This is a genomic window from Neoluteolibacter marinus (assembly GCF_014904755.1).
Taxonomy (GTDB): Bacteria; Verrucomicrobiota; Verrucomicrobiia; order Verrucomicrobiales; family Akkermansiaceae; genus Haloferula; species Haloferula marina.
Genome location: NZ_JACZFQ010000023.1, coordinates 1 through 22,832, shown reverse-complemented (window position 1 = coordinate 22,832; position 22,832 = coordinate 1). Strand labels below are relative to the sequence as shown.

Sequence of the window (22,832 nt, the reverse complement as noted above, 5' to 3'; positions counted from 1 at the left end):
TCGATGACGCGTTTTCAGAAGTTTGCCACGGCGGCGCTGGTGTCGGTGATCGTCCTGATTTTCGTGGGCGCGATCGTGCGGGTGAGCGGCGCGGGCATGGGGTGCCCCGACTGGCCGCGGTGTTGGGGTTGCCTGATCCCGCCGACCAAGGTCGAGCAGGTGGATGTCTCGAAGTTGGATTTCGAGAAGTTCCAGCGTGCGGCCGCCCGCTACGGCCGCGATCCGGAGACGGTGACGCCCGAGCACATCCTGGAGAATTTCAACGCGGTCCACACCTGGACCGAGTTCGTGAACCGGCTGACCTCGCTGCCGGTCGGCTTTTTCTCGGTGGCGACGATGGTTTCCGCCCTGCTCAGCCAGCGACGCCGGCCGTGGGTGCGACCCGCGGCGGTGGTGTCGGTGCTGTTGGTCGGGGTGAACGCCTGGATGGGCAAGGAAGTCGTCTCCAGTGATTTGAAGCCGGGTGTGCTGACCTTGCACATGGCGCTGGCGATGGTGCTGGTGCTGCCGCTCAGCTTCGCTGCGTGGCGCGGTTGCGAGCAGCCGTGGACCATCCGGGGAGATGCGGCGCTCCGCGGCTGGATGCGGAAGCTGACCGGCGCCCTGCTGCTGTTGATTTTCCTGGAAGGAGTTCTGGGAACGCGGATCCGCGAAATGAACACCGAGTTCATGCGCGCCCATCCGGAGGCGGGCCGGGCCGCATGGAAGGGCATGCTCGAGGGATCCTGGGTCTACCTCGTCCACCGGAGCTTTTCCTGGCTGATCCTCGTGGCCGCGGTGGCGGGCTGGTGGCGTGCGCGCACGGCCGGCCGTCCGGGCAAGGTGGCGACCGGGGTGCTGGCGGTGGTGGTGTGCCAGATGGTGCTGGGGCTGATCATGTCGCAGGTCGAGATCCACCCGGTGGTCCAGGTGCTCCATCTCGGGCTCTCGGGCATCCTGCTGGCCTTGGCCACGGTGTGGTTCTGCGCGACCCGGCAGGCCGGCGAATTGCCGGCGGTCCCGGCCGCATCCTAGACCCCGAGGATTTCCGCGGCGGACGAAACCGGCAGGCTGTGGGCTTCGCCGACCGGGGCGCAGGTGAGCTGGCCGGCGGTGCAGTTGACCGCGCCGAGGACTTCCTTGCGGATCCGGCAGGCGCCGGCGACGCCGTGGTCGGCGATCAACGCGATCCAGCGTTGGGTGGTGTTGTTGAGCGCCTGGGTGGCGGTGCGGGCGTAGGCGCCGGGCATGTTGGCCACGCAGTAGTGGATCACGTCCTCCTCGACGTAGGTTGGAGCCTGGTGGGTGGTGGGGCGGGTGGTCTCGGCGCAGCCGCCCTGGTCGACGGCGATGTCGACGAAGACGCTGCCGGGCTGCATCAACCGCAGCATGTCGCGGGTGATGAGCTTCGGAGCCTTGGCGCCCGGGACCAGCACGGCGCCGATGACGAGGTCGACGCGCGGCAGCATCTCCGCAAGGTTCGCCTCGCTGGAATAGACGGTGTGGGTGCCGGTCATGGTGATGTCGAGGAAGCGCATGCGCTCGAAGTCGACTTCCAGGATGGTCACGTCGGCGCCGATGCCGGTCGCGACGCGGGCGGCATTCACGCCCGCGGTGCCGCCGCCGATGACGACGACGCGGCCGGGGGCCACGCCGGGCACGCCGCCGAGCAGGGTGCCGCGGCCGCCGTTGTGCTTGGCGAGGTGATAGGAGCCGACGATCGCCGACATGCGGCCGGCGATCTCACTCATCGGCTCCAGCAGCGGAAGGCGGCGGTTGACCTCGAGGGTCTCGTAGGCGAGCGCCGTGCAGCCGCTGGCGACGAGGGATTCGGTGAGGGTCTTGGCGGCGGCGAGATGAAGGTAGGTGAAAAGGATGTGGTGGGGCTTCAAGCGGGCCACCTCTTCCGGCTGGGGCTCCTTCACCTTCACGATCATTTCCGCGGTGGAGAACACCGCGTCGGCATCGGGCACGATCTCCGCGCCCATCGCGAGGTACTGCTCGTCGGGATAGCTGGAGCCGATGCCGGCACCTGCCTCGACGAGCACGCGGTGGCCGTGTTTCACCAGCTCGCCGACCGTGCCGGGGATCATGGCGATGCGATGCTCCTGTGCTTTGATTTCCTTCGGGATGCCAATGATCATGATTCGGAGCGGACGCTAGGGCGGGAACACGGGCCTGTCTTGACCGAAACGACAACGGTCGGCGGTTGATTCGGACAAGGTGTCAAAGCGAGCTTGATCGGGCCTTGGGATTGGCGGACGAAGGCGGGATGAAAGTGACGATCATCGGGCCTGGAACGGTGGGAATGGTGCTGGCCTACACGCTGATGCTGCGCCGTGTCGCCCGCGAGATCGTGCTGGTTGGGAGGAACCGGACCAAGGCGGAGGGAGAGGCGCTGGACTTGATGCACGCCCAGGCGTTCCTGCAGGTGCCGGTGAAGATCCGGGCCGGTGAGATCGCGGATGCGGCGGGGAGCGAGGTGGTGGTGATGTGCGCCTCGGTGCCGACCCCGGCGGGGATCACCGACCGCAACGTCCTCGCTGCCGGGAATGCCGCGCTGATGAAGGAGATCCTGCCGCAGGTGGCCGCGGTGGCGCCGGATTGCAAGCTGGTGATGGTGAGCAATCCGGTCGACCCGCTGACCTGGCTCGCACTCGGGTTGACCGGTTTCCCGCGCGAGCGCGTGATGGGCACGGGAACGCTGGTGGATTCCATCCGCTTCCGCGAGCTGCTGTCGGAGATGCTGGAAATCCACCCCGATGATCTGCGGGCCTACATCCTCGGGGAACACGGCGAGCACCAGTTCCCGGCGATGAGCGTGGCCCAGGCGGGCGGCGAGAGGATCGACGACACGCCCGAGCGCCGCGCCTTGTGCGAGCGGGCGAAGAACTTCGGCATCGAGGTGTTCCGCAAGAAGGGCAACACCTGTTACGCCATCGGCCTGGCGGCCGCCTACGTGGTCGAGTCGATCCTGATGAACGAACGCCGGACGATGCCGCTGAGTGTCCGCATCGACGGCTATCTCGGTGTCAGCGACGTGTGCCTGAGCTTGCCGGTGGTGGTCGGCAAAAGGGGCGTCGAACGCTACATCCACCCGGAGCTCAATGCCGGCGAGCAGGCCGCATTCAAGAAGGCCGCGGCCGCGGTTCGCAAGGTGATCGATGCCGTGGGCTGATCACTCGGCGATGATCTGGACGTGGACGCGGCTGCTTTGTTCCTTGCCATCGCCGACGCTGCCTTTCCAGGTGGTGATGGACTGGGTGGCCGGGCGTTGGACGCCGAGCGGCGTGGTGTCCGCCTCCGAGATCGAGCACATATATGCGGTGTTGAGGATCCTGATCTTGCTGCCCGAGCTCTTCCCCTCGCTTCCGGAACGGATCGACCAGGTTAACCCCTTGGGGCCTCGGTTGAAATGTGAGCTTTCACCAATCGGATAACTGCGTGAGTTGTCGCCACCGAGGTCGATCGCCGACCCGCCTTGGTCCAAATTCCGGGAATTCCGATGGAACAAGCCGACGTCGCCATCGCGGTGACGCCATTCCACCCGATAGGTTTCGTCGGGGTCTTCCTGAAATGAGGTGCTATCGATTTCAGTCACACGTTTGCCAACCGCACGTTTGCGCTCCAGCATCCGCATGGCGGTCCATTTGGAGGAGCCGCCGTCCAGCGTCGAAAGCACCGCCGATTTCTCGAGGACGATGCGAGAGACCTCGGACGAGCGGTGGCGCGCGGAAAAACTCCATTCCGCGGTGAGCGGGGCTGCGAGATCGATGGACCAATCTTCCAGGGCCAGCGACTTCGATCCTTTGCGGTGCAAGGTGACTCCGATCGTGCGCCGCGAGTCCGTGGCATCCTTGACGTCGACCCGGTAGTAGTAGGTGCGCTGGATCCCGTTACCCTCGTCAACGGCAACCCGCTCGTTGGCATTGCCGTCGTTGAAGTCCTTGGCTTCCAGGCGGGAAACGAGCTTGGCCGTCGTTCCTTTCAGCGGTTGGCCTTCGGGAGAAAGCACCTTTTTCCATGGTTCCGTCGCTCCCGACCGGCCTTCCTTGACCAAGGCGTCGGCGTGTTGGTTTGGAATCTCAAGGACCACCGCTTCGATCTTGATATCCTCCGCGTCGAGGGTTGCGGGAAGGGTGAGGGAGAGGAAGAGGGCAAGATGCTTCATCGTGCATGGCGGGGGGCTTTCTGCCAGACGGTTCAACCGAAAGGCGGTGCCGACCGGATGGCAAGGAATCTCCTCACCAATCCCGGATGTTTGCAGGCTGGTGTTCCGGATCCGGGCATGGAGCCGCGAGGACCCCGGGTTCCGGCACCACCGGTGACAAGGGGTAACTGCCGTGGACGGGACAAACCGGCATCTCTTCGATGAAGCGTCCGGGGCCGACCAGTTCCGACCAATCGAGGGGATCGCCCGGTTCGAGATGGTGCAGCGACTGTTGGTTGCGGACCACCTGCTGGAGGTTCCGCTGGTTCAGGATGCAGAACGCCGGCCGGCTGTCGGGGTGACGGTGGGGGATGCCGACGAAGAACCAAAGGAAGAGACCCGCTCCGAACAGGGCGGCCATGATGAACCAAAAGGCGATCCGGACCGGGGTGAAGTAACCGCCTTCCGGATCGCCCATGGATCGGTGGAATTGGAGCTGTCAGCGGGCCTCACGCCACCACGAACCCGGCGGCTTGTTCCGGGGTCAGTTCGATGAACTGCCACGGCAGGCCGTGCTCGTTGAGGTCGGCCATGAATGCGTCCGGGTCGTGCTGTTCCATGTTCCAGACCCCCGGCTTCTTCCAGTCGCCGGCGAGCATCTGCTTGGCGCCGATCATGGCGGGGACCCCGGTGGTGTAGGAGATCGCCTGGCTGCCGACTTCCTCGAAGCACTTCTCGTGGTCGCAGATGTTGTAGACGTAGATCGCCTTCGGCTGGCCGTCCTTGATACCGGTGATGACGTTGCCGATGCAGGTCTTGCCCTTGGTCGACTTGCCGAGGTCGCCGGGGTCGGGGAGGACGGCCTTGAGGAACTGGAGGGGAATGATTTCCACGCCCTGGTAGACGACCGGGTCGATGCGGGTCATGCCGACGTTCTGCAGCACCTCGAGGTGCTTGAGGTAGTTCGGCGAGAAGCTCATCCAGAATTGCGCGCGCTTGATCGTCGGGATGTGCTTCACCAGCGACTCGAGCTCCTCGTGATACATCCGGTAGATCTCGTAGGTGCCGACGCCCTGCGGGCAGGTGAAACCCTGGTGCTTCGACATCGGCGGGGTGGCGACGAAGGCACCGTCCTCCCAGTGGCGGCACTCGGCGGTGACCTCGCGGATGTTGATTTCCGGGTTGAAGTTGGTGGCGAAGGATTTGCCGTGGTCGCCGCCGTTGACGTCGATGATGTCAAGGGTGTGGATCTCGTCGAAGTGGTGCTTGAGCGCCCAGGCGGTGAAAATGTTGGTCACGCCGGGGTCGAAGCCGGAGCCGAGCAGGGCCGAGAGGCCGGCTTTCTCGAACTTCTCCTGGTAGGCCCACTGCCAGGAATACTCGAACTTGGCGACGTCCTTCGGTTCGTAGTTGGCGGTGTCCATGTAGTCGACACCGGCGTCGAGGCAGGCGTCCATGATGGCGAGGTCCTGGTAGGGCAGGGCGACGTTGATGACCAGCGTGGCGCCGGTCTTGCGGATCAGCGCGGCGGTCTGTTGCGGGTCGTCGGCGTCGACCTGCGCGGTGGTGATGTCGCGGCCGGTGCGCTTCTTGACCTCCGCGGCGATGGCGTCGCACTTGGAAAGGGTGCGGGAAGCGAGGGTGATTTCGCCGAAGACCTCGGGGACCATGGCGCATTTGTGGGCGACGACGCTGCCGACTCCGCCGGCTCCGATGAGAAGGACCTTGTTCATGGGGATGGTTGCGGAAGGGGTGGGGGAAACCGCCCCGCGGCGCAAGGAAGAAGGCGTCCGGGAATGTGCCAGATTTTCCCGACAACTTTTGTGTCGCGTGGTGTTTTCTCACGCGTAAGCCTTTTCCCAGTAACCGAAGTGATCCACTCATGAAACAGAAGAATACCATCCGTCAACGCGTCGCAGCGGGCTTCACCCTGCTCGAAATGGTCATCGTCCTCGGCATCATCGCGGTCTTGCTGGGCGGTTCGATCGCCCTGATCGGCGGCGTCGGCGAAGGTGCCAAGCTGCAGCGGGTGCGGGCGGACTTCCAGTCGCTCAGCTCTGCCCTCAAGACCTACAAGATCAACGCCGGCAACTACCCGACCACCCAGCAGGGCCTGAAGGCCCTGGTCGAAAAACCGACCAGCACGCCGAAGCCTCGCGACTGGGTCAAGATCGCCAAGTCCGTGCCAACCGATCCGTGGAACAACGAATACGGCTACAAGTTCCCGGGCAGCAAGGATCCGACCGAGTTCGAGATCTTCAGCAAGGGCCCCGACGGCATCCAAGGAAACGAAGATGACAAGAGCAGCCAGGACGAAGAGTAAAGCCGGCGCGTCCGGCTTCTCTCTCTTGGAGATTGTCGTCGTGCTGATCCTGATCGCCGTGCTCGCGGGCGGGGCGATCGGGATGATGGTCATGTCCGACGACGACCGGGCGCTGAAGCGGTGTTCGGTGGAGGTCGAGGCGCTGGCCAAGCGCGCCCGCACCATCGCCAGCCTGCAGCAGCGTCCCTATGCCCTCGAATTCTACGAAAACCGCGTGAGCCTGATGCCGCTGGCCGAAGCCCAGGTGGACCCGCAACAGCGCGAGATGGCGGCGCTCATGGAGGAGAATGCCGGTGAGGAAAAGCCGGAGGGGCGTTTCGACAGCGTCCGGGCCGGCTGGGAACTCGACAGCGACATGCAGATTTTCATCCGCCGCTGGGCCAGCGACAACTGGATCCCGGCGGACTCCAAGAACCGCGAGGTGTGGCGCTTCGATCCCGAAGGCTTCTGCGAGCCGGTCGGCGTCCGCATCGTGCGCGGCGACAGTTGGCTTGAGGCCCAGTTCAACCCCCTGACCGGATCGATCCGCTCCACGGAGAAGGAGGTCTATTGATTTCACCATGAGAACCGCACCCCGCACCGGCCGCACACAGCGGCGGACCCGCAAGGGCTTCCTGCTTCTGGAAGTCCTGCTGGCGCTCGGGGTGTTCGGGATCGCCGCCACGGGATTCGCCGTCGCCTTGCACCGGACCGCCGACCTCGCGGACCTGGCGCAGCACCGGATGAAGATGGGCCGGCTCCTGGAGAGCGCCTTGGCGGAGGCGATGTCGTTCCCGGTGCTGGAGGAAGGATCGACCTCGGTGGCGGTGGACGAAATGTCGGAGGAGGGTCTTGAAATCGAGACCACCATCGAGCTGCTGCCGGAGATGGAGAACGAGGACGGCCAGCTTTTGCAGGAAATGTACCGGATCCAGGTGGTCGCGCGCTGGTTCGAGAACGGTGTCTCCCAGGAGGAGATGGCCGAGACCTGGCGCTACTCCCGGCTCTACCAGCCATGAAGATTTCACGTCCAGATGCGCCCCGTGGCGGCGGCTTCACCTTGCTCGAGCTGGTGCTGGCGATGCTGGTGCTGGCCCTGCTGGTGGGCATGATCTTCGGCTCCGCCACGGCGAACCTGGAACTCAGCAATGCGGTGGTGCGCCGCCAGAACGAGGAGAGCGAAAAGAACGCCTTCTTCGAGCTGTTGCAGCAGCGGCTCGGCTCGCTGCCGGGAAATGCCCGGATGGAGTTGGTTTCGAGCGATACCGGGACGCATTACCTTTCCGATCTCACTTTGCAGAATGTGCCGCTCTCCTTCACTTGGGGCGGCGCCGAGCAGGTGGCGAAGGCGATCCAGTTGTCGACCGTCAAGCGGCGCGACAACTACCTCGACATCGTCATGCGCTACTACGAGGACGAGATCCTCGAGGACAGCGACAATCTGGACACCACCGGTGAGAACGAGCCCTTCGCGGAAGTGGTGCTGCTGGAAGACGTGCGGACCTTCGAATGGCGGGTGCTCGATGGCCGGACGATGGAATGGCAGTACGATTGGGACCTGGTCGGCCGCTTGCCCTTGCAGATGGAGCTGACCATCGCCTTCGGCAGCGACGGTGAGTTCATCCGGCAGATTTTCTGGATCATCCCGAAGCAGGACCCGGAAGTGATGATGCGCCAGCTCCAGCAGCAGGGCGGGGCAGGTGGTGGTCAAGCACTCCAGCCGGGCGGTGGCGATCTCAATGTCAACCTGCCGGATGGCGGGGGGCCCGGGGAACGGGGCGGACCGGGCGGCCGCGGTGGCCAGGGAAACCGCGGGGGCAATCCCGACGGCACCCGCGGCAACCGGGGCGGACAACCCAATCTCCCGGGACGAGGCCGATAACATGAAACTTTCGATTCATCCCCGACCCTCCAATGGCTCCGCCCTCGTGGCGGTGCTGTGGTTGATCGCGATCCTGGCCCTGGCGTCGATCGCGGCGATCCGGGTGGTGTCCTTCGATGTCGATCTCGCGACATCGCAGGTTCACGGCTTCCGCGCCCGGCAACTGGCGGAGATGGGCATCGCCGTGGCGGCGAATCCGGTGGTCAAGCGAACCGACCCGATCCTCCGCCAATTCTCCGAGGAAAGCGGCGAGGGTTTCGAGGCCCACATCATCTCCGAGGGGGAGAAATTCAACATCAACGCCATCGTCATGACCCAGGACGAGCAGTTGATGAAGTCGATGTTCATCGACTGGGGCATGACGCTGGAAGAAGCGCAGGCCCTCGGCGATGCCTTGATCGACTGGGTCGATGAGAACGACGAGAAGGGACTCAACGGCGCTGAATCCGAGTGGTATGAGGAGCAGGGCTGCTTGAATCAACCGTTCAACCGGCCGTTTTACAGCCTGGACGAGATGCGGCTGGTGCGGGGGATGGACTACGTCGAGTTCCTCAAGCCGGATTGGCGGAATTGGTTCACCATCTGGAGTTCCGGCAAGTTGGATTTGAACGAGGCGCCCGCGGAACTGATCGCCGTGGCGGCGGAGGTTGACGTGGCGATGGCCGAGATCATCCCCGAGACCGTGCGCGGTGGCGACGGGATTCGCGACACCGAAGACGACTCGCCTTTTCAATCGGTGGAGCAAGCGCTTGCACTCCTCGGCGTGGACTCCACGCTGCGCCCCGAAGTTTCCGCCCGCATGACCGTGAATGATTCAACCACCCGCCTCGAGAGCATCGGCAGCGTCGCCGGTGCCAGGCGGAAAATCACGGTCATCGTGCGCAACCGTACGGGACGTCCGGCGGTTTTGGAACGAACCGAGGAGGTGATGCCTTGAGCAAACAACAAGAAACGTCGCTGCTGGTCCCGGGTGTCCGGGGCTGGGAAATCTGGAAGCAGTCGTCCACCGGGGGATTCGTCCTGCAGTCGGCGGACGGGATCGAGCATGCCTCCGACCTGGGCAGCCTGCCCGGTGGTAACCTGGCGATGCTGTTCCCGGTGCGGGGCATGCATGCGCTTCCCTTCAAGGCGTCCAGCACGGATGAAAGCCTGTTCGAGGACCTGGCGGCGATGCATGCCGAGCGCCTCGGGGTGCGGGCCGATCCGATGGCGGGGCAGCTCACCGATACCTTCCTGGTGAGCAAGGAGGAGGAGAGCGCGACCTTGCTCTGCACCGTGCTGAAGTCGCCGGGAGACGGCGATTTGCCGCCGCGCAGTCCGAACGAGTTCGACATTTCGCCCCGGGCCTACCCGGTCAACGGCGAGGCGATCGCCCTGTGGGTGGAGTTCGGGCGCTGGGTGTTCGCGTTTTTCCGGAACGGCAAGTTGCTCTATTCGCAGGCGACTTCCAGCAGCGGCGCGGAGCCCGATGCCGCCTGCTTGCGGGAGATCCAGCTCGCGCTCGGACAAATGTCGATCCAGGGCCTGGCGCTCAAGCCGGAGGCCATCCACGTCTGGTCGCCGGACGGCGATGCCGGGAGCGCTGGCAGCCTCGCCAGCGGGCTGGGGATGGCGGCGAAGGTTTCGCCGCGTCCGGATCCGGTGCTGCCGCAGCCCCGCAGCAAACTGCTGCCGGCCGACGTCCGCGCCGCCCGTCGGGCCCAGCGCACCAAGCAGCAGCGGATGGCCGCGATCGCCGCCGTGGTGCTGGCCTACCTCGGCGTCGGTGCTTGGTTCGGCTACGGCCTCTGGAAGGACAACGCGCGGATCAAAAAGCTGTACGCCATCGCCGAGCAGACCGCCCCGCAAGCCGAGCAGGAGGCCTACCAGTTGCACAAGGCGCGCTGGCAGGAGCTGGATCTGGTGGTCAATATCGACAATTCTCCGGTCGAGATTCTCAGTCGGGTGGCCCGGGCGATTCCCCGCAACAGCGGGCTGCGCCTGAAAACGGCGGAAATCAACCCCGGCCAGATCAAGCTCGTCGGCGAGGCACCCCAAGCCGCGCCGATCAGCCAGTTCGACCTGAATCTGACCAAAGCGTCCTACGGGCTTGCGAACTACCAGTGGGAAAACCCGCCGCCGAGCAACAGCAACAAGGGCTGGAACTTCAACTTCACGGGGATCATCCCCCAGGAAGTCACCGAATGAATTACCGACAAATCCCCGGACCGGTGGCATTTCCTCCCCGACTTCACGATTCATGAGCGACCGCGAAAAGAAACTCGTCTTCCTCTTTGGCCTCGCGGCGTTCGTACTGCTCAACGTGTTCGCCTTCACGTGGTTCAAGAACAAGAAGGCCGACATGGCGATCCGGCTGGGCAAGGCCCAGGACCGGGTCATCGCGGCCAACGAGACCGCCGACATGTACGACACGGTCATCGACGAGATGGACTGGATGGTCGACCACATGCCGGAGCCGAAGGCCGGGCAGATCGTGGCCACGGCCCTGGAGCAGTATGCCTCGAACCAGGCCCAGACCCACCAGCTGACGATCAAGCGCCGCGCGATTCTCCCCAACGAGGAAACCGGCGCCTACTTTCACCAGGCGAAGGTGGAGTTCAACGTCACCGGCCGGGAGGACTCGCTCTACCGCTGGCTCGATCGCCTGCAGATGCCTGACCAGCTGCGGGCCGTGACTTTCATGCGCCTGTCGCCCGACAAGGACGACACCCTGATCGACTGCACGGTGCACGCCGCGCAATGGTATGTGCCCCCGTCGGACGATGCCGGGGCCGACGTCGAACCTGAAACCGAAGAGGTGCCGGAAGCCGGGGCGGCACCGGTGCCTGAAACGCCGCCCGCATTGCCGCCGGGCTTGCCCAAACCTCCCGGAACCGAGTGATCCCATGAAAACTCCTCTTCTTGCATTCAGCTCTTTCGTTCTCGCCGCGGGTATGGCCTGCGCCTCCCCGCCGGCGAAGAAGAACGTCAACAGCTACAATAGCCTGTGGACGAACTCCCCGTTCACCTCGAAGCCGCCGCCGCCGGGGCCCACCGAAGCCGCCGACCCGATCGGCGACTGGGTGCTCGGTGGAGTCTCCGAAATCGATGGCGGCTACATGGTAACCATCATCAACAAGAAGAACGCCGGAGAAAGCCAGGTGATCTATCCTCATGGCATCCGCAAGTCGGCGGGGGATGAGATGGAGTGGATCGAGCCGGGAACTGCAGGCGCCTTCGCGGTCGACCGCGTGCAGTACGGCACCGACAGCTGGAAGGACACCGCGGTGTTCCTCAGCTCCGGTGGCAAGGTGGTCGGCTCGGTGAAGTTCGACGACAAGCTTCTGACTCCCACGGCCGCCGCGCCTCCGCCGCAGCCGAAGCCGGGCCAGCCCGCCGCCAAGCCGGGGACGAATCCTCCCACCCCTCCGGGGGTCCGCCAACCGCGCCAGCGGGTGCTGCCTCCCACTCCGAATAACAATACCCAGACCCAGCGCACCTCCCGGACCCGCTGAACCCGTCCTGCTTTTCCCATGTTGCTGAAACCGCATCTCTACATCGCCGGCTTGATGGTCGCCGGCACCGCGTACGCCCAGGATCCCGCGGAGCGACCCGCAGGGGCACCGGTGCCTCCGGGCGCCGTCCCGCCGGTGGCGGCCGCGAACAACAATCCCGCGCTCGCGCAGACCGTGAAAAAAGACGGGTTCCTGGAGCCCAAGATCAACGGCGAGCGCCTGGCCGAACTCTACACCCAGCTCACCGGTCGCCGCGTCACCGTGAGCAACGCCGCGATCGCCGCCGAGTTCCGCTTCGTGCAGCAAGGACCGATCACCTACGGGGAAGCCGCGCAGCTGCTCAAGACCGCCGCGGTGATGGAAGGTTTCGTCTTCATCCCGTCCGGGGAAAATCATGACAAGCTGGTCTATTCGCAGAGCGTCGCCGCACCGCCGGACGAAAACCTGCCGACCATCACCGATCCTGCGGACCTTCCGGAGGACGAACAGGTCGTCACCTACGTGATGAACCTCAAGTTCATCAAGCCGGACGAAGTGGTGCGCACCTTCACCTCCGTGGTGAAGCAGTTCGGCAACTACGGCTCGATCGCGGCCGTTCCCAATGCCTCCGCCGTCATCATCACCGAGAACACCTCGTTGATCCGCCGCTTGATCGAGTTGCAGCAGACGATCGACGTCCCGACCAGCAACCTGGAAACCCGCTTCATCAAGGTCCAGTATGCGGACGTCCAGGAGCTCTCGGAAACGCTCAACGAAATTCTCAACACCCAGCAGTCGCAGCAAACGACCGCCGCGACCCGTCGGGTGGGGAATGCCGCACCGGCTCCTGCCGCGAATTTGCCTGCGGGAATCACTCCGCCGGGTGGGGCGGATGGCGGTGGCGGTGCCGGTGAGGACGTGCCGATCCAGATCGTCCCGGCGACCCGGACCAACGAGATCTTCGCGATGGGCCGTCCGGTGGACGTGGTCTTTGTCGAAAGCCTCGTCCGGGGTTTCGACTCGCCCAGCGACACCCGCAATTTCCTGCGCCGCAAGCTGAAGTTCCTGGCGGTTGCCGACTTCCTGCCGATCGCCGAGCAAGCGCTGGAGCGTGCCTACGGTGCCTCGAGCACGGGCGGCTCCGCCGGCGGTGGCTCGACCGGTGCCGGCGGCCGCTCGACCGGTGCCAACTTCGGCGGCGGTTCCCGGACCAGCGGGAACTCCCGCAGCACGTCCAGCTCGTCCAACAACAGCTCCTTCGGCAGCAACAATTCGTTTGGCGGTGGCGGGTCGACCGGCGGTCTTTCCGGCGGCTCCTCGCTGGGTGACCCGAATGTCAGCACCGCTCCCGAGGCGATGCTGGTCGGCCGCACCTTGCTGGTGGCCGACAACATCACCAACTCGATCGTCATCCAGGGCCCGCCGGCGGGGCTTGAAATCATCACCCAGTTGCTCGACGAGATCGACGTCAAGGCGGACCAGGTCATGATCTCCTGTGTCTTCGGCCAGCTCTCGCTGGGCAACGACTTCAACTTCGGCATCGACTACCTGCGGACGGTCGAGAATCGCGGCGACAACGCAATCGGCGGTCGCGGCGGTTCCGGGACTTCCGGGGCGCTCCTGCCGCTCGACGGTGCCGCCTTCGATCCGGGTGATCTCGCCGCCAGCGCCGGTCTCGGCGTCTATGGCAAGATCGGTCCCTACCTCAATGTCTACCTGAAGGCCTTGCAGTCGACCGACCGCTTCAACGTGATCTCCCGGCCCACGGTCTTCATGGCGAACAACCAGAAGGGCACCATTTCGAGCGGTCAGGAGATCGCCGTCCCGACCAACAGCTTCAACAGCGGCACCACCGGCCAGAGCACCAACATCGAGTATCGCCCGGTCGTGCTGGCCCTCGAGGTCATCCCGCTGGTGAACTCCGAGGACGAGGTGACGCTGCAGATTTATCTCAAGAACGACGAGGTGCTCGGCGTCCAGGTCATCGAAAGCATCGGCGAGGTGCCGACCATCGCCACCCGTGAACTGGTCACCACGGTGACGGTGCCGAACAACGAGACGATTGTTCTCGGCGGTCTCATCACGACCCGCGATCGCAAGACCAAGTCGGGCATCCCGATCCTCAGCCAGATCCCGTACATCGGCGGCTTGTTCGGCAGCACCACGACCGGCAAGGACCGGGAAGAACTGCTGATCTTCATCCAGCCGAAGATCATCAAGGACAGCTCCAGCCTCTACGAAGGTCAGGTGGAAACCGACAGCCGCTACGAGATCGACGACCTGAACCGCGGCTTCATCGACGGTCCCGCCGTGATCCCCACCGCCCAGGAGCCGGTGTCCGCCGGGAAGGGCGTCGAGGTGATGCCGGCGGAACCCGAGAAGAAGGGTGGACCGAGACGGGCCAGCAGCCGTCCACGCAGCTTCATCAATCGCCGGTGATTCTCCACGAAAGGCGGCCTCCGGGCCGCCTTTTTTGTGCCGTGGCGGGGCGAAATCGCGGGTGACGGATTCAAACTCGACACCGGGACTTGCCAAGCGCGACCCGCCGAACCACCTTTCCAGCCCGGCCGCGCAAATGGCGTGCTGTCGCTAAAAACCAATCATCTTCCGTCCATGCCCGAAATCAACGAATCGGAACTCGCTCCGAACGTGAAGGCCCTGTGGCTCAAGGCCCTCAGCGCTGTCCAGACGAACAATCACGGATACGCCGTGAAGCTGATCCAGAGCGTCCTGAAGGATGCCCCGACTTTCCTCGAAGGCCGCCAGGTGCTGCGCAAATGCGAGATCATCGTGACCGGTGGTCCCAAGAAGAAAGCCACGATTTTCGGCATGAAAGCGGGCGGTGGCCTCGGCCTGATGAAGGTCGCGAGCCAGGTGAAGAAGGACCCTGCCTCGGCGCTGCCGATGATCGAGGACGAGCTGGAGAAGGATCCCTTCAACCCCGAAGCCAACGACCTGCTGTTCGATGCTTTTGTCGCCATGGGCTTGCCCGACAGCGCCGCGTTCGCGCTGGAAACCATCCGCAAGGGCCATCCGGAAGAAGCCAAGTTCCTGCACAAGCTTGCCGAGTACTACCAGGCCCAGGAAGACCCGGCCAAGGCGGCCGATGTCTATCGCGACATCATCAAGCACCACCCGGCGGACTCGGTGGCCATCAAGGGGGAAAAGGACTGCACCGCGCGCGCTTCCATGAAGAAGGGCGGCTGGAGCGAGCAGGCGGAAATGAAGAGCCTCCTGCGCAACCAGGGCGAAGCCGCGGAGCTGGACGCCCAGAGCAAGTCCGGCCTGACCCGCGACCAGCTGGAGGACCGTCGCGACCGCCTCATCGCCAAGTACAACGAGGACGCGAACCAACTGGGCGTCGTCAAGGACCTCGCCGCGATTTTCGAGCAGCTTGAGGATTGGGGCAATGCCCACACGTTCTACGGCTGGGGCTTCACCCTGAGCAACGGCGACGTCGCGCTCCAGACCAAGGCCAGCCTGATGAAGGAGAAGGCCGATGAAGAGGCCCACAAGGAACTCGAGGCCCGCGCGGCCGCCAACCCCGACGACCCCGAGGTGCAGGCGATGCTCGCGGAGCGCAAGGCGGCACGGATCGCCGAAGCCGTCGAGGAGGCCAAGCGCCGCGTCGATGTCAACCCAACCGATCCGGTTTCCCGCTACGAGCTCGGCCAGGCGCTGTTCAATGCCGGCGACTTCAGCGGTGCCATCCCGCATCTCCAGCAGGCCAAGCGCAACCCGCACATCCAGTCCAAGGTGCTCCTCTTGCTCGGCCGTACTTTCAAGGCCAAGGGCATGCTCGACATGGCGGCCAAGCAGCTGGCCGACGCCCTCGCCGACCTGATGACGATGGACGCCACCAAGAAGGAGATCCTTTACGAGAAGGGACTCATCCACGCCGACATGGACGATCCGTCCGGCGCGCTGGATGCCTTCAAGCAAATCTACGAAGTCGACTACGGCTACCGCGATGTTGCCGAGCGCGTCGAGTCGTCGTACGGCGGTTGATCCCGACCTTTCCATGAAGGGCGCGGAGGGGGTTCCCTCCGCGCCCTTTTGTTTTTCTACTCCGGGGTAAATTCGTCTTATTCGGCCGTGTAGCGGAACGGATCGGAGAATTTCGGGTCCGTGGTCACGCTCGTCTCGGTCAGGGTTCGCAGGAAGGCGACGAGGGCCGCCTTCTCGGTATTGGTGAGATTGAGCCGGCGCGGTGGCGGCGGGGGCGATCCCGGAGGGCCGGGGGGAAGGCGCAGCTGGGGCGAGAGGTTCGGGTGGTTGACCACGCCGGAGTTGTAGAACTCGACCACCTCCTCGAGCGTGGCGAAGCGACCGTCATGCATGTAGGGCGCGGTCAGGTCGATGTTGCGCAGCGAGGGCACCTTGAAGAATCCCTCGTCGGCCGGTTGGCCGGTGACCTCGCCCACCCCCTTGTCGATGTAGGGGTTCTCGAGCCCGTTGTTGAAGATGAGATTACCCGGCACGAAGTTGTCGCTGCCGTGGCAGGCCGAGCAGCCGCCGCGGGGGCCCTGGAAGATCGTGCGGCCCTGGTTCTCCCGGGCGGTGAAGTTGGTGAAGCCGATGGGGACCCCCTGGTCGTACTTCGAATTGCCGGAAACGATCGAGCGGACGAACTGGGCCAGCGCCCGGGCGATCCGGTTGCTGGTGATGTTGTCGTTGCCGAAGGCCGCGGTGAACAACTCGCCGTAGAACGGTTCCTCGTCGAGCCGGCTGACCAGAAGCTCCAGCGACATGCCCATTTCCAGCTCGTTCTGGATCGGTTGCAGCACCTGTTCCTCGAGGGTGGCGGCGCGCTCATCCCAGAAGAAACTCTGACGCAGGTAGTACTTCGCGCTGGTGAGCCCCATCGAGTTCCGGCCGGTGAGCCGGCCATCGAAGCCGACGCTGAATTGCCTCGGGTCCGAGAACCCGTGCTCGGCCTGGTGGCACGATGCGCACGACACCGTCTGGTTCGCGGACAGGCGCTTGTCATGGAAAAGCACGCGGCCGAGGGCGGCGCCGGCGTCGGTGGTGGGATTGCCGGCCGGGGTGTTGTCCTGGCCGTTGATCTGCGGCGTCAGCAGGTGCGCGGGCAAAACGGGTGCGGCGTAGTTGTACGGCGAAGCTGGTTGCAGCAGGGCGTCGGCGGCGTTCGATGACACGGGGCCGGCGAGATCGGAGTTGAGCCGGAAGAACCTCGACGGTCCGTCCGCATCGACCGGAATGCTGAGCTTCCCGTTGAACACCCGGTAGGTGGCTCCCTGGGACCAGTCACCGTGGGTGCTGGAGCTCTGGAGCATCCACGAGTGGTTTCCCGGATCCTCGACATCGATCATCAGTCCCGATTCGGCGGGCCGGATCCGGAGCGAGGCGGAATCCGCGGCGACCTGCAGCGGCGTCTGGGCAGCGGCAGGCAGCGCGGTGATTGCGAAAAAGAGGAGATTTTTCACGGTGGAATTCAAGGCGCTCCGATCGCAAAGACGCCAGCAACTTTACCTTCCCTTCACAGTCCGGCGCGGACATTTACCCGCCGTTCACGAAGCGGACCCGCGGTCGTGCCATCCAAGCGGTTCGGCGTCCGTCCGGCAGCTACACAGGCGGGCGGATTTTCGAGGCGACGGATTGCGCCGCGCCTGTTCGGATCGACCTGCATGAAAGATGAACTGCTGCGGAAACTCGAGGCCCTCGAGATCGACAAGGTGGATGCAAGCTTGCCCTTCAGTGCCCGGCTCGCGCGGGAGAACTCCTGGGATCGCGGGTTCGCCCGGAGGGTGGTGGACGAGTATAAGCGCTTCATTTGGCTCGCGATGCGGGCGGGGCACCCGGTGACGCCTTCGGAGGAGGTCGACGAGGCCTGGCACCTGCACCTGTGCTACACGCGATCCTACTGGGACGAGATGTGCGGCGGGATCCTCGGCCGGCCGCTGCATCATGGCCCGACGGAAGGGGGCCGGGTGGAGGCTGAGAAGTTCAGCGCTTGGTACGGGCGGACCTTGGAAAGTTATCGCAAGCATTTCGGCGAGGAACCGCCTGCCGATATCTGGCCGCCCGCGGAGATCCGGTTCCGGCCTTCGTCGATCCGCAAGGTCGACGCCAACGGCTATTGGATGATCCCCAGGCGGGTGACGGGGCGGCTGGTTGCCGGAGCTCTGGTCACCGCGGTTCCGCTGGCGCTCGCGGGCTGCACGAACCTCGTCGGCGCAGTGGGGGCGGACGGGTTGTTTTGCTTCTTCGGCCTCTTCATCTTCCTGATCGTGATGGTGTCCATCGCGAGAAAGGGGGGCGGCAAGGGCGGGAGCGGCTGTGGGAGCAGCGGTTGCGGCTCGATCTTCGGTGGTTCCGACGACAGCGGTTGTGGTTCATCGGGCTGCGGTTCCTCCGGCTGTGGCAGCGGCTGCGGCGGGTGCGGTGGCGGCGATTGAGCTCACTCGCTGCGATCGAACTCGACCGCCGGTTCGTTGAGGGCGGTGAGGAAGAACTCGCAGAGGTCGGCGTAGAGCTGGTGCGATCCCATCGACAGGACGCGATTGTGATCCGCGCCCTCGACGACGCGGAATTGCTTCCGCTTGGCGGGAACGGCGTCGAAGATCGCCCGGCCCTGGTCGATGCCGATGTAGGGATCCTTGTCCCCGTGGGCGATGAAGACCGGCATCCGGAGCTGGGTGGCCGCTTCGACCGGCCGGACGTCGCCGGGCCAGAAGCCTGCCCGCAGGTTCGTGCCACAACTGACGCAAAAGGCCGCGAGCGAGCAGCAGAAGTGGAAGTCTTCCGGAAAGATCTCTTCGGCGGACCGCAGCAAGGGCCGGTCGAGGGAGCTGAAGGTGGAGACGCTGGCGACTGCCTGCCATTTCCCGGGGGATCGCGCCGCGGTCTGGAGGGCGATGGCACCGCCTTGCGAGACCCCGAACAGGCAAGCGGGGGCGGGAGCGAACTGGAATCGCTTGGCGGTCTCGTCGAACACGGCCTCGACCTGGGCGGCTTCGTGCAATCCGAAGCTACCGGTGCCGGCCGGATGGTCGCCCTGCCCGGGGAGGTCCATCAGCAGGCAGCGGAACCCGGCGGCGCAAAACCGCTCGCAGATCGGCAGGTGGTCTTCCTTGCGGCCGTTGTGGCCGTAGAGGAGCACGATGGTTCCAAGCTGCGATCCCCAGGACGGAACGACCGCTTGGCGGCGTTCCAGTTCGGCCCGGGCGATGCGGGACTTCTTTGCGGCCCCGGGATGGGGGGATGCCGTCACCATCAGGCAGGGCGTGCCATCGCCGGCGGTGAAGGGGTCGATCTTCAGCCCGAATTTGGCGGGTGTGCCGAGGATTTCGAGATGATAATCCTGCAGCGCCCTCCGCTGCGGGGACACCATGTGACCGGAGCCCCACCACCCGATGAAGATGAGGAACGCGAGCACCAGCAGCGCGAAGGCGATCAACAGTCGGAGAACCAGCAGGCGGGCGCGCTTCATCGGATGTCCCGATACGCCAGCAAGCGGCACGATTTCGCAAGATCGCATTTGCCAGTCCGCCCGGGTAGGTTTAGGCAGGTCCCATGACTCTGCTTGAAGAAAAGTCGGCGGTCCTCACCAAGACCCGCGAATTGTGTGCTGCCATCGCCGCCGATGAACGCTTTGCCAAGCTCCAGAAGGACGTCGAGCGCTTCCTCGAAGACGACACCGCGCGCCTGATGTACCAGACGGTCCATCAGCGCGGCGAGGAACTTCACCAGAAGCAACACGCGGGTGTGCAGCTCGCCCCGTCGGAAATCCGCGAGTTCGAATCGGCGCGCGACGAGTTGATGAACAACGAGGTCGCCAGCGGATTCCTCGATGCCCAGGGCGAGCTTGAGGCCTTGCAGAAGACCATCGGCAAATACGTGAACCTGACCCTGGAACTCGGCCGGGTTCCGACCGATGAAGACCTTGCCGAAGCGCAGGGTGGCGGCTGCTGCGGTGGCGGTGGTTGCGGCTGCTGATCCGGCAACCGCGGGATGGATCTCCAAACGAAGCGGGGCGCCGAAGCGCCCCGTTTTTTATTGTTGGTTGAAGCGCCGGACGACCCGTTCCGGGAGCACCTGGGCGTTCGAGTTCATCCACTGCCGGGCGGCCGCTTCATCGCGCCGCATCCAGCCGCCGAGGTAGCGCCAGTAGTAGCCCTCCTGGGCGCGGGCGTCGGTGATGTTGGAGACGAATTCGAGCGAGGTTTCGGGGGAGTTGCGGAACGACTCCTCAACCAGGATGCGGCGGGCACCGTCGAGATCGGGATTGTCGCCGAGTCCGGCCAGCCATTGGGCCGCGGCGGCGGGGTCCTGGCGGGCGTAGTGGCGGGCAACCCCTTCGGCCGCCTCGGACTTGGTGTTTTCCGGCAAGCCCTCGACCCAGGTCCGGGCGGCATCGAGATCGGTCCGTGCCCAGCGGTCGGCGACGGTCTCGGAGACATCGCGGCGGGTATCGGTGTCGGCGATGGCGGCATTCCAGCTGCCGGCTTGCTCGGGATCGAGATTGGCCATGTCGCGGGCCATTTCGCGCGAGGCCCGGTTGCGGACTTCGTCGTCGGAGACGCCTGAAATCCACGAGGCTGCGTAGTCGAAGCCATACTGCATCACGTAGGGGCGCACGGCATTGATCGCTTGGTCGCGGGTGCGGCCTTCCAGCTGGGCGAGGAAATCGCGGGCCAGCTCCGGATTGGTGGCAGCGATGCCACGGGTGGCGCCGAGCAGCCAGTTGTTCACGTTGCCTTCATCCGCGGCCGACGACGCCCAGGCAAAGGCGGCTTGAGGATCGTTGGCGGCCCAGGTGGCGACCGCGGTCTCGCGCTCCCAGTCGTTGGCCTCGTTTTCCTGGAGGAAGGTCAGCGCGCTCAGCGGGTCGCGCTCGGCCCAGGCTTGCAGGATCAGTGATCGTTCCGAACCGCGCAGCTCGGCGGACGGGGAATTGCGCAGCTCATCGTAGACGTTGGCGAACTGGTCGGCCGGCAGCCGGTCGAGGAAGGCAAGCAAGCGCTGGGTGCGGTCAAGCCGGCTGGAAAGTCCGAGGATGGAGCTGAGATCGGTATCGGCGGGCGTGGACGCCTCGCGGTCCTGGCCGCTGCGCTTGCGGTTCACGCGTTCGGCCAGGCTCATGCCGCGTTCGGTGGCCCGGGCGCTGGCCCGGGCGGCGGCGACATCGGCTTCCGTGACCGCCTCGCTGCTGTCCTGGGAACTGATCCGGCCGATCATGACGCCTGCACCCAATGCCAGGACGATTCCGCCGGCACTCAAGATCATCTGCGACTTCTTGGAACTCATGAGGAGCATATGTAACCCTTCCGAACCCCCGATGTTTCGGAAAACGTTGGTTTTTCAGGAGATTGTGCGCCGATGTGTCACCTCCAGGCCGCCGTTCCGGCGGTGGGCGAGGACGAATTCCTCGCGTGTCACCAGCTTCTTGTCGGCGGATCCATACTCGACCCTCACGGTGACGACCCCGGCCTCGTTCCTGATCTCCGCGAGGCGGAAAACCGGTTCGTTGCGAAGCCGCAGGAAGCAGAACAGCGGGACGTCCGGGTGCAGGGCGTTCCACAGCCATTGGGCCGGCAGGAAATCGGGCACCTCGGAGAGCGCCGCGAAAATGGCCCGGACCCGCTTTTCCCCGTGCCGCGCGGAAAGGCGGGACGCGACCTTGCGGGCGAGCACGCCTTCCCACCATGCCGCGAGCGGGTTCTCGTTCGCCTCGATCACCTCCTCGATGAGGCCGCGGGCATGGAAGGCCATCGCCGTGTGCAGTTGTTCGCGGGTCAAGAGACCGGCTTCGAAATCGTCGAACAGCTGCGGCGGCGTGCGGAGCATGGGACGTCAGGCGGGGATCCGCCCGGCAAGGGCGGCGGCGACCTTTTCGAAGGCCGCGGCGACCGGGTGCTCGGCGGCGGGAATCAGGGCGACCGGGGTGCCGGCATCGCCGCGCTCGCGGGTCTGCGGGTCGATCGGGATCTGGGCGAGAAGGGGCACGTTGAGCGCGGCGGCCTCGCGGACACCACCGCCTTCGCCGAAGAGATAATAGCGCTGGCCATGGTCGCACTCGAACCACGCCATGTTCTCGATCAGTCCGAGGATCGGCACGTTGACCTTGGCGAACATCGACACCGCCTTGCGGGCATCGATCAAGGCCATCTCCTGCGGCGTCGTCACGATGACCGAACCATCGACAGCCACGGTCTGGACGATCGTCAGCTGGATGTCGCCGGTGCCGGGCGGCAGGTCGAGGATCAGGTAATCCAGCTCACCCCAGGCGACCTGACGCAGGAACTGCTGGGTGTAGCGGGTGGCCATCGGGCCGCGGACGATCACCGGCGAGCGGTCTTCCAGCAGGAAACCCATCGACATCAATTTCAGGCCGTGGGCCTCGATCGGGATGATCTCGTCGTGCTCGTTGGCCATCGGCCGCTCGGTGGTGCCGAACATCTGGGCGACCGACGGGCCGTAAAGATCGCAATCGCAGAGGCCGACCTTGGCGCCGGTCTTGGCGAGCGCCACCGCGAGGTTGGCGGAAACGGTGGACTTGCCGACGCCACCCTTGCCGGAGGCCACGGCGATGATCCTTTTGACGCCGGGAATCGAGGCCTTGCCCTGCAAGTCCTGCCCCGAGGCCGCCGCGGGCGCGTCCTTGATCTCGATGTCCACCTTGACCGTGCCGATGTCGGGCAGGGGATCGAGAATCGCGTGACAATCCTTGAAGATCTGCTCGGGGATCTTGGGGTCCTTGGTCTGGATCTCGATCTTCACGGTCAGCACGCCATTTTCATGGCGGATGTCCTTCACCAGGCCGAAGGAGACGATGTCCCGGGAAAAGCCGGGGTAGCGGACGTTGCGAAGGGCTTCCTTGATGAATTCGGGACTCACGGCGGCGGTAGCAAGGGCGCGATCCCCGGACCTGTCAACCCGGGGAATGATGATGGTGTCCGGACTCGTGGCAGTGGTCGCAGCGGACCCAGCCGGAACTGCCGTCGGCGAAGTGTTCCTTCTTCCAGATCGGCACCCGTGATTTCACCTCGTCGATGATGTAGCGGCAGGCGTCGAAGGCGGCAT

23 protein-coding genes and 1 pseudogene are annotated in these 22,832 nt (G+C 64.9%); 14 read left to right on the top strand and 10 right to left on the bottom strand.

Going from position 1 to position 22,832, the window contains the following annotated elements:
• Positions 1-3 precede the first annotated feature (3 nt).
• Positions 4-1,014 (top strand): COX15/CtaA family protein, encoded by a 1,011-nt coding sequence (locus IG178_RS06370; protein WP_193211692.1) that lies wholly within the window; start codon positions 4-6, stop codon positions 1,012-1,014.
• Here the strand turns inward: IG178_RS06370 and ald are convergent.
• A complete protein-coding gene (gene ald / locus IG178_RS06365) occupies positions 1,011-2,123 on the bottom strand; it encodes an alanine dehydrogenase (protein WP_193211691.1) in 1,113 nt (370 codons plus the stop codon). The genes IG178_RS06370 and ald overlap by 4 nt on opposite strands.
• A 128-nt stretch (positions 2,124-2,251) precedes the next feature.
• On the opposite strand from ald, the gene IG178_RS06360 reads away from it, so the two are divergent.
• On the top strand, positions 2,252-3,157 hold the full coding sequence (locus IG178_RS06360; protein WP_193211690.1) for a malate dehydrogenase: 906 nt from the start codon (positions 2,252-2,254) through the stop codon (positions 3,155-3,157).
• On the opposite strand, the gene IG178_RS06355 is transcribed toward IG178_RS06360, so the two are convergent.
• The 3 genes from IG178_RS06355 to IG178_RS06345 form a co-directional block, all read right to left on the bottom strand.
• Positions 3,158-4,150 (bottom strand): hypothetical protein, encoded by a 993-nt coding sequence (locus tag IG178_RS06355; protein WP_193211689.1) that lies wholly within the window; start codon positions 4,148-4,150, stop codon positions 3,158-3,160. It lies immediately after the preceding gene.
• Between the two features lie 73 nt (positions 4,151-4,223).
• A complete protein-coding gene (locus IG178_RS06350; RefSeq protein ID WP_193211688.1) occupies positions 4,224-4,607 on the bottom strand; it encodes a hypothetical protein in 384 nt (127 codons plus the stop codon).
• A gap of 31 nt (positions 4,608-4,638) precedes the next feature.
• Positions 4,639-5,862 carry a saccharopine dehydrogenase family protein gene (locus tag IG178_RS06345; protein ID WP_193211687.1) on the bottom strand — a complete coding sequence of 408 codons (1,224 nt, stop codon included), beginning with the start codon at positions 5,860-5,862 and terminating at the stop codon, positions 4,639-4,641.
• A gap of 149 nt (positions 5,863-6,011) precedes the next feature.
• Between IG178_RS06345 and gspG the strand changes: the two genes are divergently transcribed.
• The 10 genes from gspG to IG178_RS06295 all read left to right on the top strand — a co-directional run bounded on the left by gspG (position 6,012) and on the right by IG178_RS06295 (position 15,794).
• A complete protein-coding gene (gene gspG / locus IG178_RS06340; RefSeq protein ID WP_193211686.1) occupies positions 6,012-6,452 on the top strand; it encodes a type II secretion system major pseudopilin GspG in 441 nt (146 codons plus the stop codon).
• Positions 6,424-7,005 carry a prepilin-type N-terminal cleavage/methylation domain-containing protein gene (locus IG178_RS06335; RefSeq protein ID WP_226895002.1) on the top strand — a complete coding sequence of 194 codons (582 nt, stop codon included), beginning with the start codon at positions 6,424-6,426 and terminating at the stop codon, positions 7,003-7,005. Before gspG ends, IG178_RS06335 begins: the two co-directional genes overlap by 29 nt.
• A gap of 7 nt (positions 7,006-7,012) precedes the next feature.
• Positions 7,013-7,450 (top strand): prepilin-type N-terminal cleavage/methylation domain-containing protein, encoded by a 438-nt coding sequence (locus IG178_RS06330; RefSeq protein ID WP_193211684.1) that lies wholly within the window; start codon positions 7,013-7,015, stop codon positions 7,448-7,450.
• The gene (locus IG178_RS25895; RefSeq protein ID WP_193211683.1) at positions 7,447-8,313 is read left to right on the top strand and encodes a type II secretion system protein GspJ; all 867 of its coding nucleotides are present in this window, start codon (positions 7,447-7,449) and stop codon (positions 8,311-8,313) included. Before IG178_RS06330 ends, IG178_RS25895 begins: the two co-directional genes overlap by 4 nt.
• Position 8,314: 1 nt before the next feature.
• Positions 8,315-9,250 carry a type II secretion system minor pseudopilin gene (locus IG178_RS06320; protein ID WP_193211682.1) on the top strand — a complete coding sequence of 312 codons (936 nt, stop codon included), beginning with the start codon at positions 8,315-8,317 and terminating at the stop codon, positions 9,248-9,250.
• Entirely contained in the window at positions 9,247-10,500 is a 1,254-nt protein-coding gene (locus IG178_RS06315; RefSeq protein WP_193211681.1) for a PilN domain-containing protein, read from the top strand. The genes IG178_RS06320 and IG178_RS06315 overlap by 4 nt, the downstream gene beginning before the upstream one ends.
• A 52-nt stretch (positions 10,501-10,552) precedes the next feature.
• Entirely contained in the window at positions 10,553-11,194 is a 642-nt protein-coding gene (locus IG178_RS06310; RefSeq protein ID WP_193211680.1) for a hypothetical protein, read from the top strand.
• 4 nt (positions 11,195-11,198) lie between these two features.
• Positions 11,199-11,807: a hypothetical protein gene (locus IG178_RS06305; RefSeq protein ID WP_193211679.1), complete on the top strand. Its 609-nt coding sequence runs from the start codon at positions 11,199-11,201 to the stop codon at positions 11,805-11,807.
• An 18-nt stretch (positions 11,808-11,825) separates the two neighbouring features.
• Positions 11,826-14,225, top strand: coding sequence for a secretin GspD/PilQ domain-containing protein (locus tag IG178_RS06300; protein ID WP_193211678.1), 2,400 nt, complete (start codon positions 11,826-11,828; stop codon positions 14,223-14,225).
• 174 nt (positions 14,226-14,399) lie between these two features.
• Positions 14,400-15,794 (top strand): tetratricopeptide repeat protein, encoded by a 1,395-nt coding sequence (locus IG178_RS06295; protein WP_193211677.1) that lies wholly within the window; start codon positions 14,400-14,402, stop codon positions 15,792-15,794.
• A 77-nt stretch (positions 15,795-15,871) separates the two neighbouring features.
• Here IG178_RS06295 and IG178_RS06290 read toward each other — a convergent pair whose 3' ends face one another.
• Positions 15,872-17,233: a cytochrome-c peroxidase gene (locus IG178_RS06290; RefSeq protein ID WP_343225936.1), complete on the bottom strand. Its 1,362-nt coding sequence runs from the start codon at positions 17,231-17,233 to the stop codon at positions 15,872-15,874.
• A gap of 201 nt (positions 17,234-17,434) precedes the next feature.
• On the opposite strand from IG178_RS06290, the gene IG178_RS06285 reads away from it, so the two are divergent.
• Positions 17,435-18,205 (top strand): glycine-rich domain-containing protein, encoded by a 771-nt coding sequence (locus IG178_RS06285; protein ID WP_193211676.1) that lies wholly within the window; start codon positions 17,435-17,437, stop codon positions 18,203-18,205.
• A gap of 2 nt (positions 18,206-18,207) precedes the next feature.
• Here IG178_RS06285 and IG178_RS06280 read toward each other — a convergent pair whose 3' ends face one another.
• Positions 18,208-19,239: an alpha/beta hydrolase family protein gene (locus IG178_RS06280; protein ID WP_193211675.1), complete on the bottom strand. Its 1,032-nt coding sequence runs from the start codon at positions 19,237-19,239 to the stop codon at positions 18,208-18,210.
• An 83-nt stretch (positions 19,240-19,322) separates the two neighbouring features.
• Between IG178_RS06280 and IG178_RS06275 the strand changes: the two genes are divergently transcribed.
• Positions 19,323-19,745 (top strand): YlbF/YmcA family competence regulator, encoded by a 423-nt coding sequence (locus IG178_RS06275; RefSeq protein WP_193211674.1) that lies wholly within the window; start codon positions 19,323-19,325, stop codon positions 19,743-19,745.
• A gap of 57 nt (positions 19,746-19,802) precedes the next feature.
• Here IG178_RS06275 and IG178_RS06270 read toward each other — a convergent pair whose 3' ends face one another.
• The 4 genes and pseudogenes from IG178_RS06270 to IG178_RS26145 all read right to left on the bottom strand — a co-directional run.
• The gene (locus IG178_RS06270) at positions 19,803-21,056 is read right to left on the bottom strand and encodes a hypothetical protein (protein WP_193211673.1); all 1,254 of its coding nucleotides are present in this window, start codon (positions 21,054-21,056) and stop codon (positions 19,803-19,805) included.
• 54 nt (positions 21,057-21,110) lie between these two features.
• The gene (locus IG178_RS06265) at positions 21,111-21,596 is read right to left on the bottom strand and encodes a hypothetical protein (RefSeq protein ID WP_193211672.1); all 486 of its coding nucleotides are present in this window, start codon (positions 21,594-21,596) and stop codon (positions 21,111-21,113) included.
• Between the two features lie 6 nt (positions 21,597-21,602).
• Complete coding sequence (locus tag IG178_RS06260; RefSeq protein WP_193211671.1) at positions 21,603-22,646, bottom strand: P-loop NTPase; 1,044 nt, start codon at positions 22,644-22,646, stop codon at positions 21,603-21,605.
• Positions 22,647-22,680: 34 nt separating this feature from the next.
• Positions 22,681-22,832, bottom strand: a pseudogene (locus IG178_RS26145) (molybdenum cofactor biosynthesis protein MoaE); the annotation flags it as partial.

Excerpts from the sequence above, each read along its gene's own strand:
- IG178_RS06370 (WP_193211692.1), top strand. The coding sequence starts at position 4 with ATGACGCGTTTTCAGAAGTTTGCCACGGCGGCGCTGGTGTCGGTGATC.
- ald (WP_193211691.1), bottom strand. The coding sequence starts at position 2,123 with ATGATCATTGGCATCCCGAAGGAAATCAAAGCACAGGAGCATCGCATC.
- IG178_RS06360 (WP_193211690.1), top strand. The coding sequence starts at position 2,252 with ATGAAAGTGACGATCATCGGGCCTGGAACGGTGGGAATGGTGCTGGCC.
- IG178_RS06355 (WP_193211689.1), bottom strand. The coding sequence starts at position 4,150 with ATGAAGCATCTTGCCCTCTTCCTCTCCCTCACCCTTCCCGCAACCCTC.
- IG178_RS06350 (WP_193211688.1), bottom strand. The coding sequence starts at position 4,607 with ATGGGCGATCCGGAAGGCGGTTACTTCACCCCGGTCCGGATCGCCTTT.
- IG178_RS06345 (WP_193211687.1), bottom strand. The coding sequence starts at position 5,862 with ATGAACAAGGTCCTTCTCATCGGAGCCGGCGGAGTCGGCAGCGTCGTC.
- gspG (WP_193211686.1), top strand. The coding sequence starts at position 6,012 with ATGAAACAGAAGAATACCATCCGTCAACGCGTCGCAGCGGGCTTCACC.
- IG178_RS06335 (WP_226895002.1), top strand. The coding sequence starts at position 6,424 with ATGACAAGAGCAGCCAGGACGAAGAGTAAAGCCGGCGCGTCCGGCTTC.
- IG178_RS06330 (WP_193211684.1), top strand. The coding sequence starts at position 7,013 with ATGAGAACCGCACCCCGCACCGGCCGCACACAGCGGCGGACCCGCAAG.
- IG178_RS25895 (WP_193211683.1), top strand. The coding sequence starts at position 7,447 with ATGAAGATTTCACGTCCAGATGCGCCCCGTGGCGGCGGCTTCACCTTG.
- IG178_RS06320 (WP_193211682.1), top strand. The coding sequence starts at position 8,315 with ATGAAACTTTCGATTCATCCCCGACCCTCCAATGGCTCCGCCCTCGTG.
- IG178_RS06310 (WP_193211680.1), top strand. The coding sequence starts at position 10,553 with ATGAGCGACCGCGAAAAGAAACTCGTCTTCCTCTTTGGCCTCGCGGCG.
- IG178_RS06305 (WP_193211679.1), top strand. The coding sequence starts at position 11,199 with ATGAAAACTCCTCTTCTTGCATTCAGCTCTTTCGTTCTCGCCGCGGGT.
- IG178_RS06300 (WP_193211678.1), top strand. The coding sequence starts at position 11,826 with ATGTTGCTGAAACCGCATCTCTACATCGCCGGCTTGATGGTCGCCGGC.
- IG178_RS06295 (WP_193211677.1), top strand. The coding sequence starts at position 14,400 with ATGCCCGAAATCAACGAATCGGAACTCGCTCCGAACGTGAAGGCCCTG.
- IG178_RS06285 (WP_193211676.1), top strand. The coding sequence starts at position 17,435 with ATGAAAGATGAACTGCTGCGGAAACTCGAGGCCCTCGAGATCGACAAG.
- IG178_RS06280 (WP_193211675.1), bottom strand. The coding sequence starts at position 19,239 with ATGAAGCGCGCCCGCCTGCTGGTTCTCCGACTGTTGATCGCCTTCGCG.
- IG178_RS06275 (WP_193211674.1), top strand. The coding sequence starts at position 19,323 with ATGACTCTGCTTGAAGAAAAGTCGGCGGTCCTCACCAAGACCCGCGAA.
- IG178_RS06270 (WP_193211673.1), bottom strand. The coding sequence starts at position 21,056 with ATGAGTTCCAAGAAGTCGCAGATGATCTTGAGTGCCGGCGGAATCGTC.
- IG178_RS06265 (WP_193211672.1), bottom strand. The coding sequence starts at position 21,596 with ATGCTCCGCACGCCGCCGCAGCTGTTCGACGATTTCGAAGCCGGTCTC.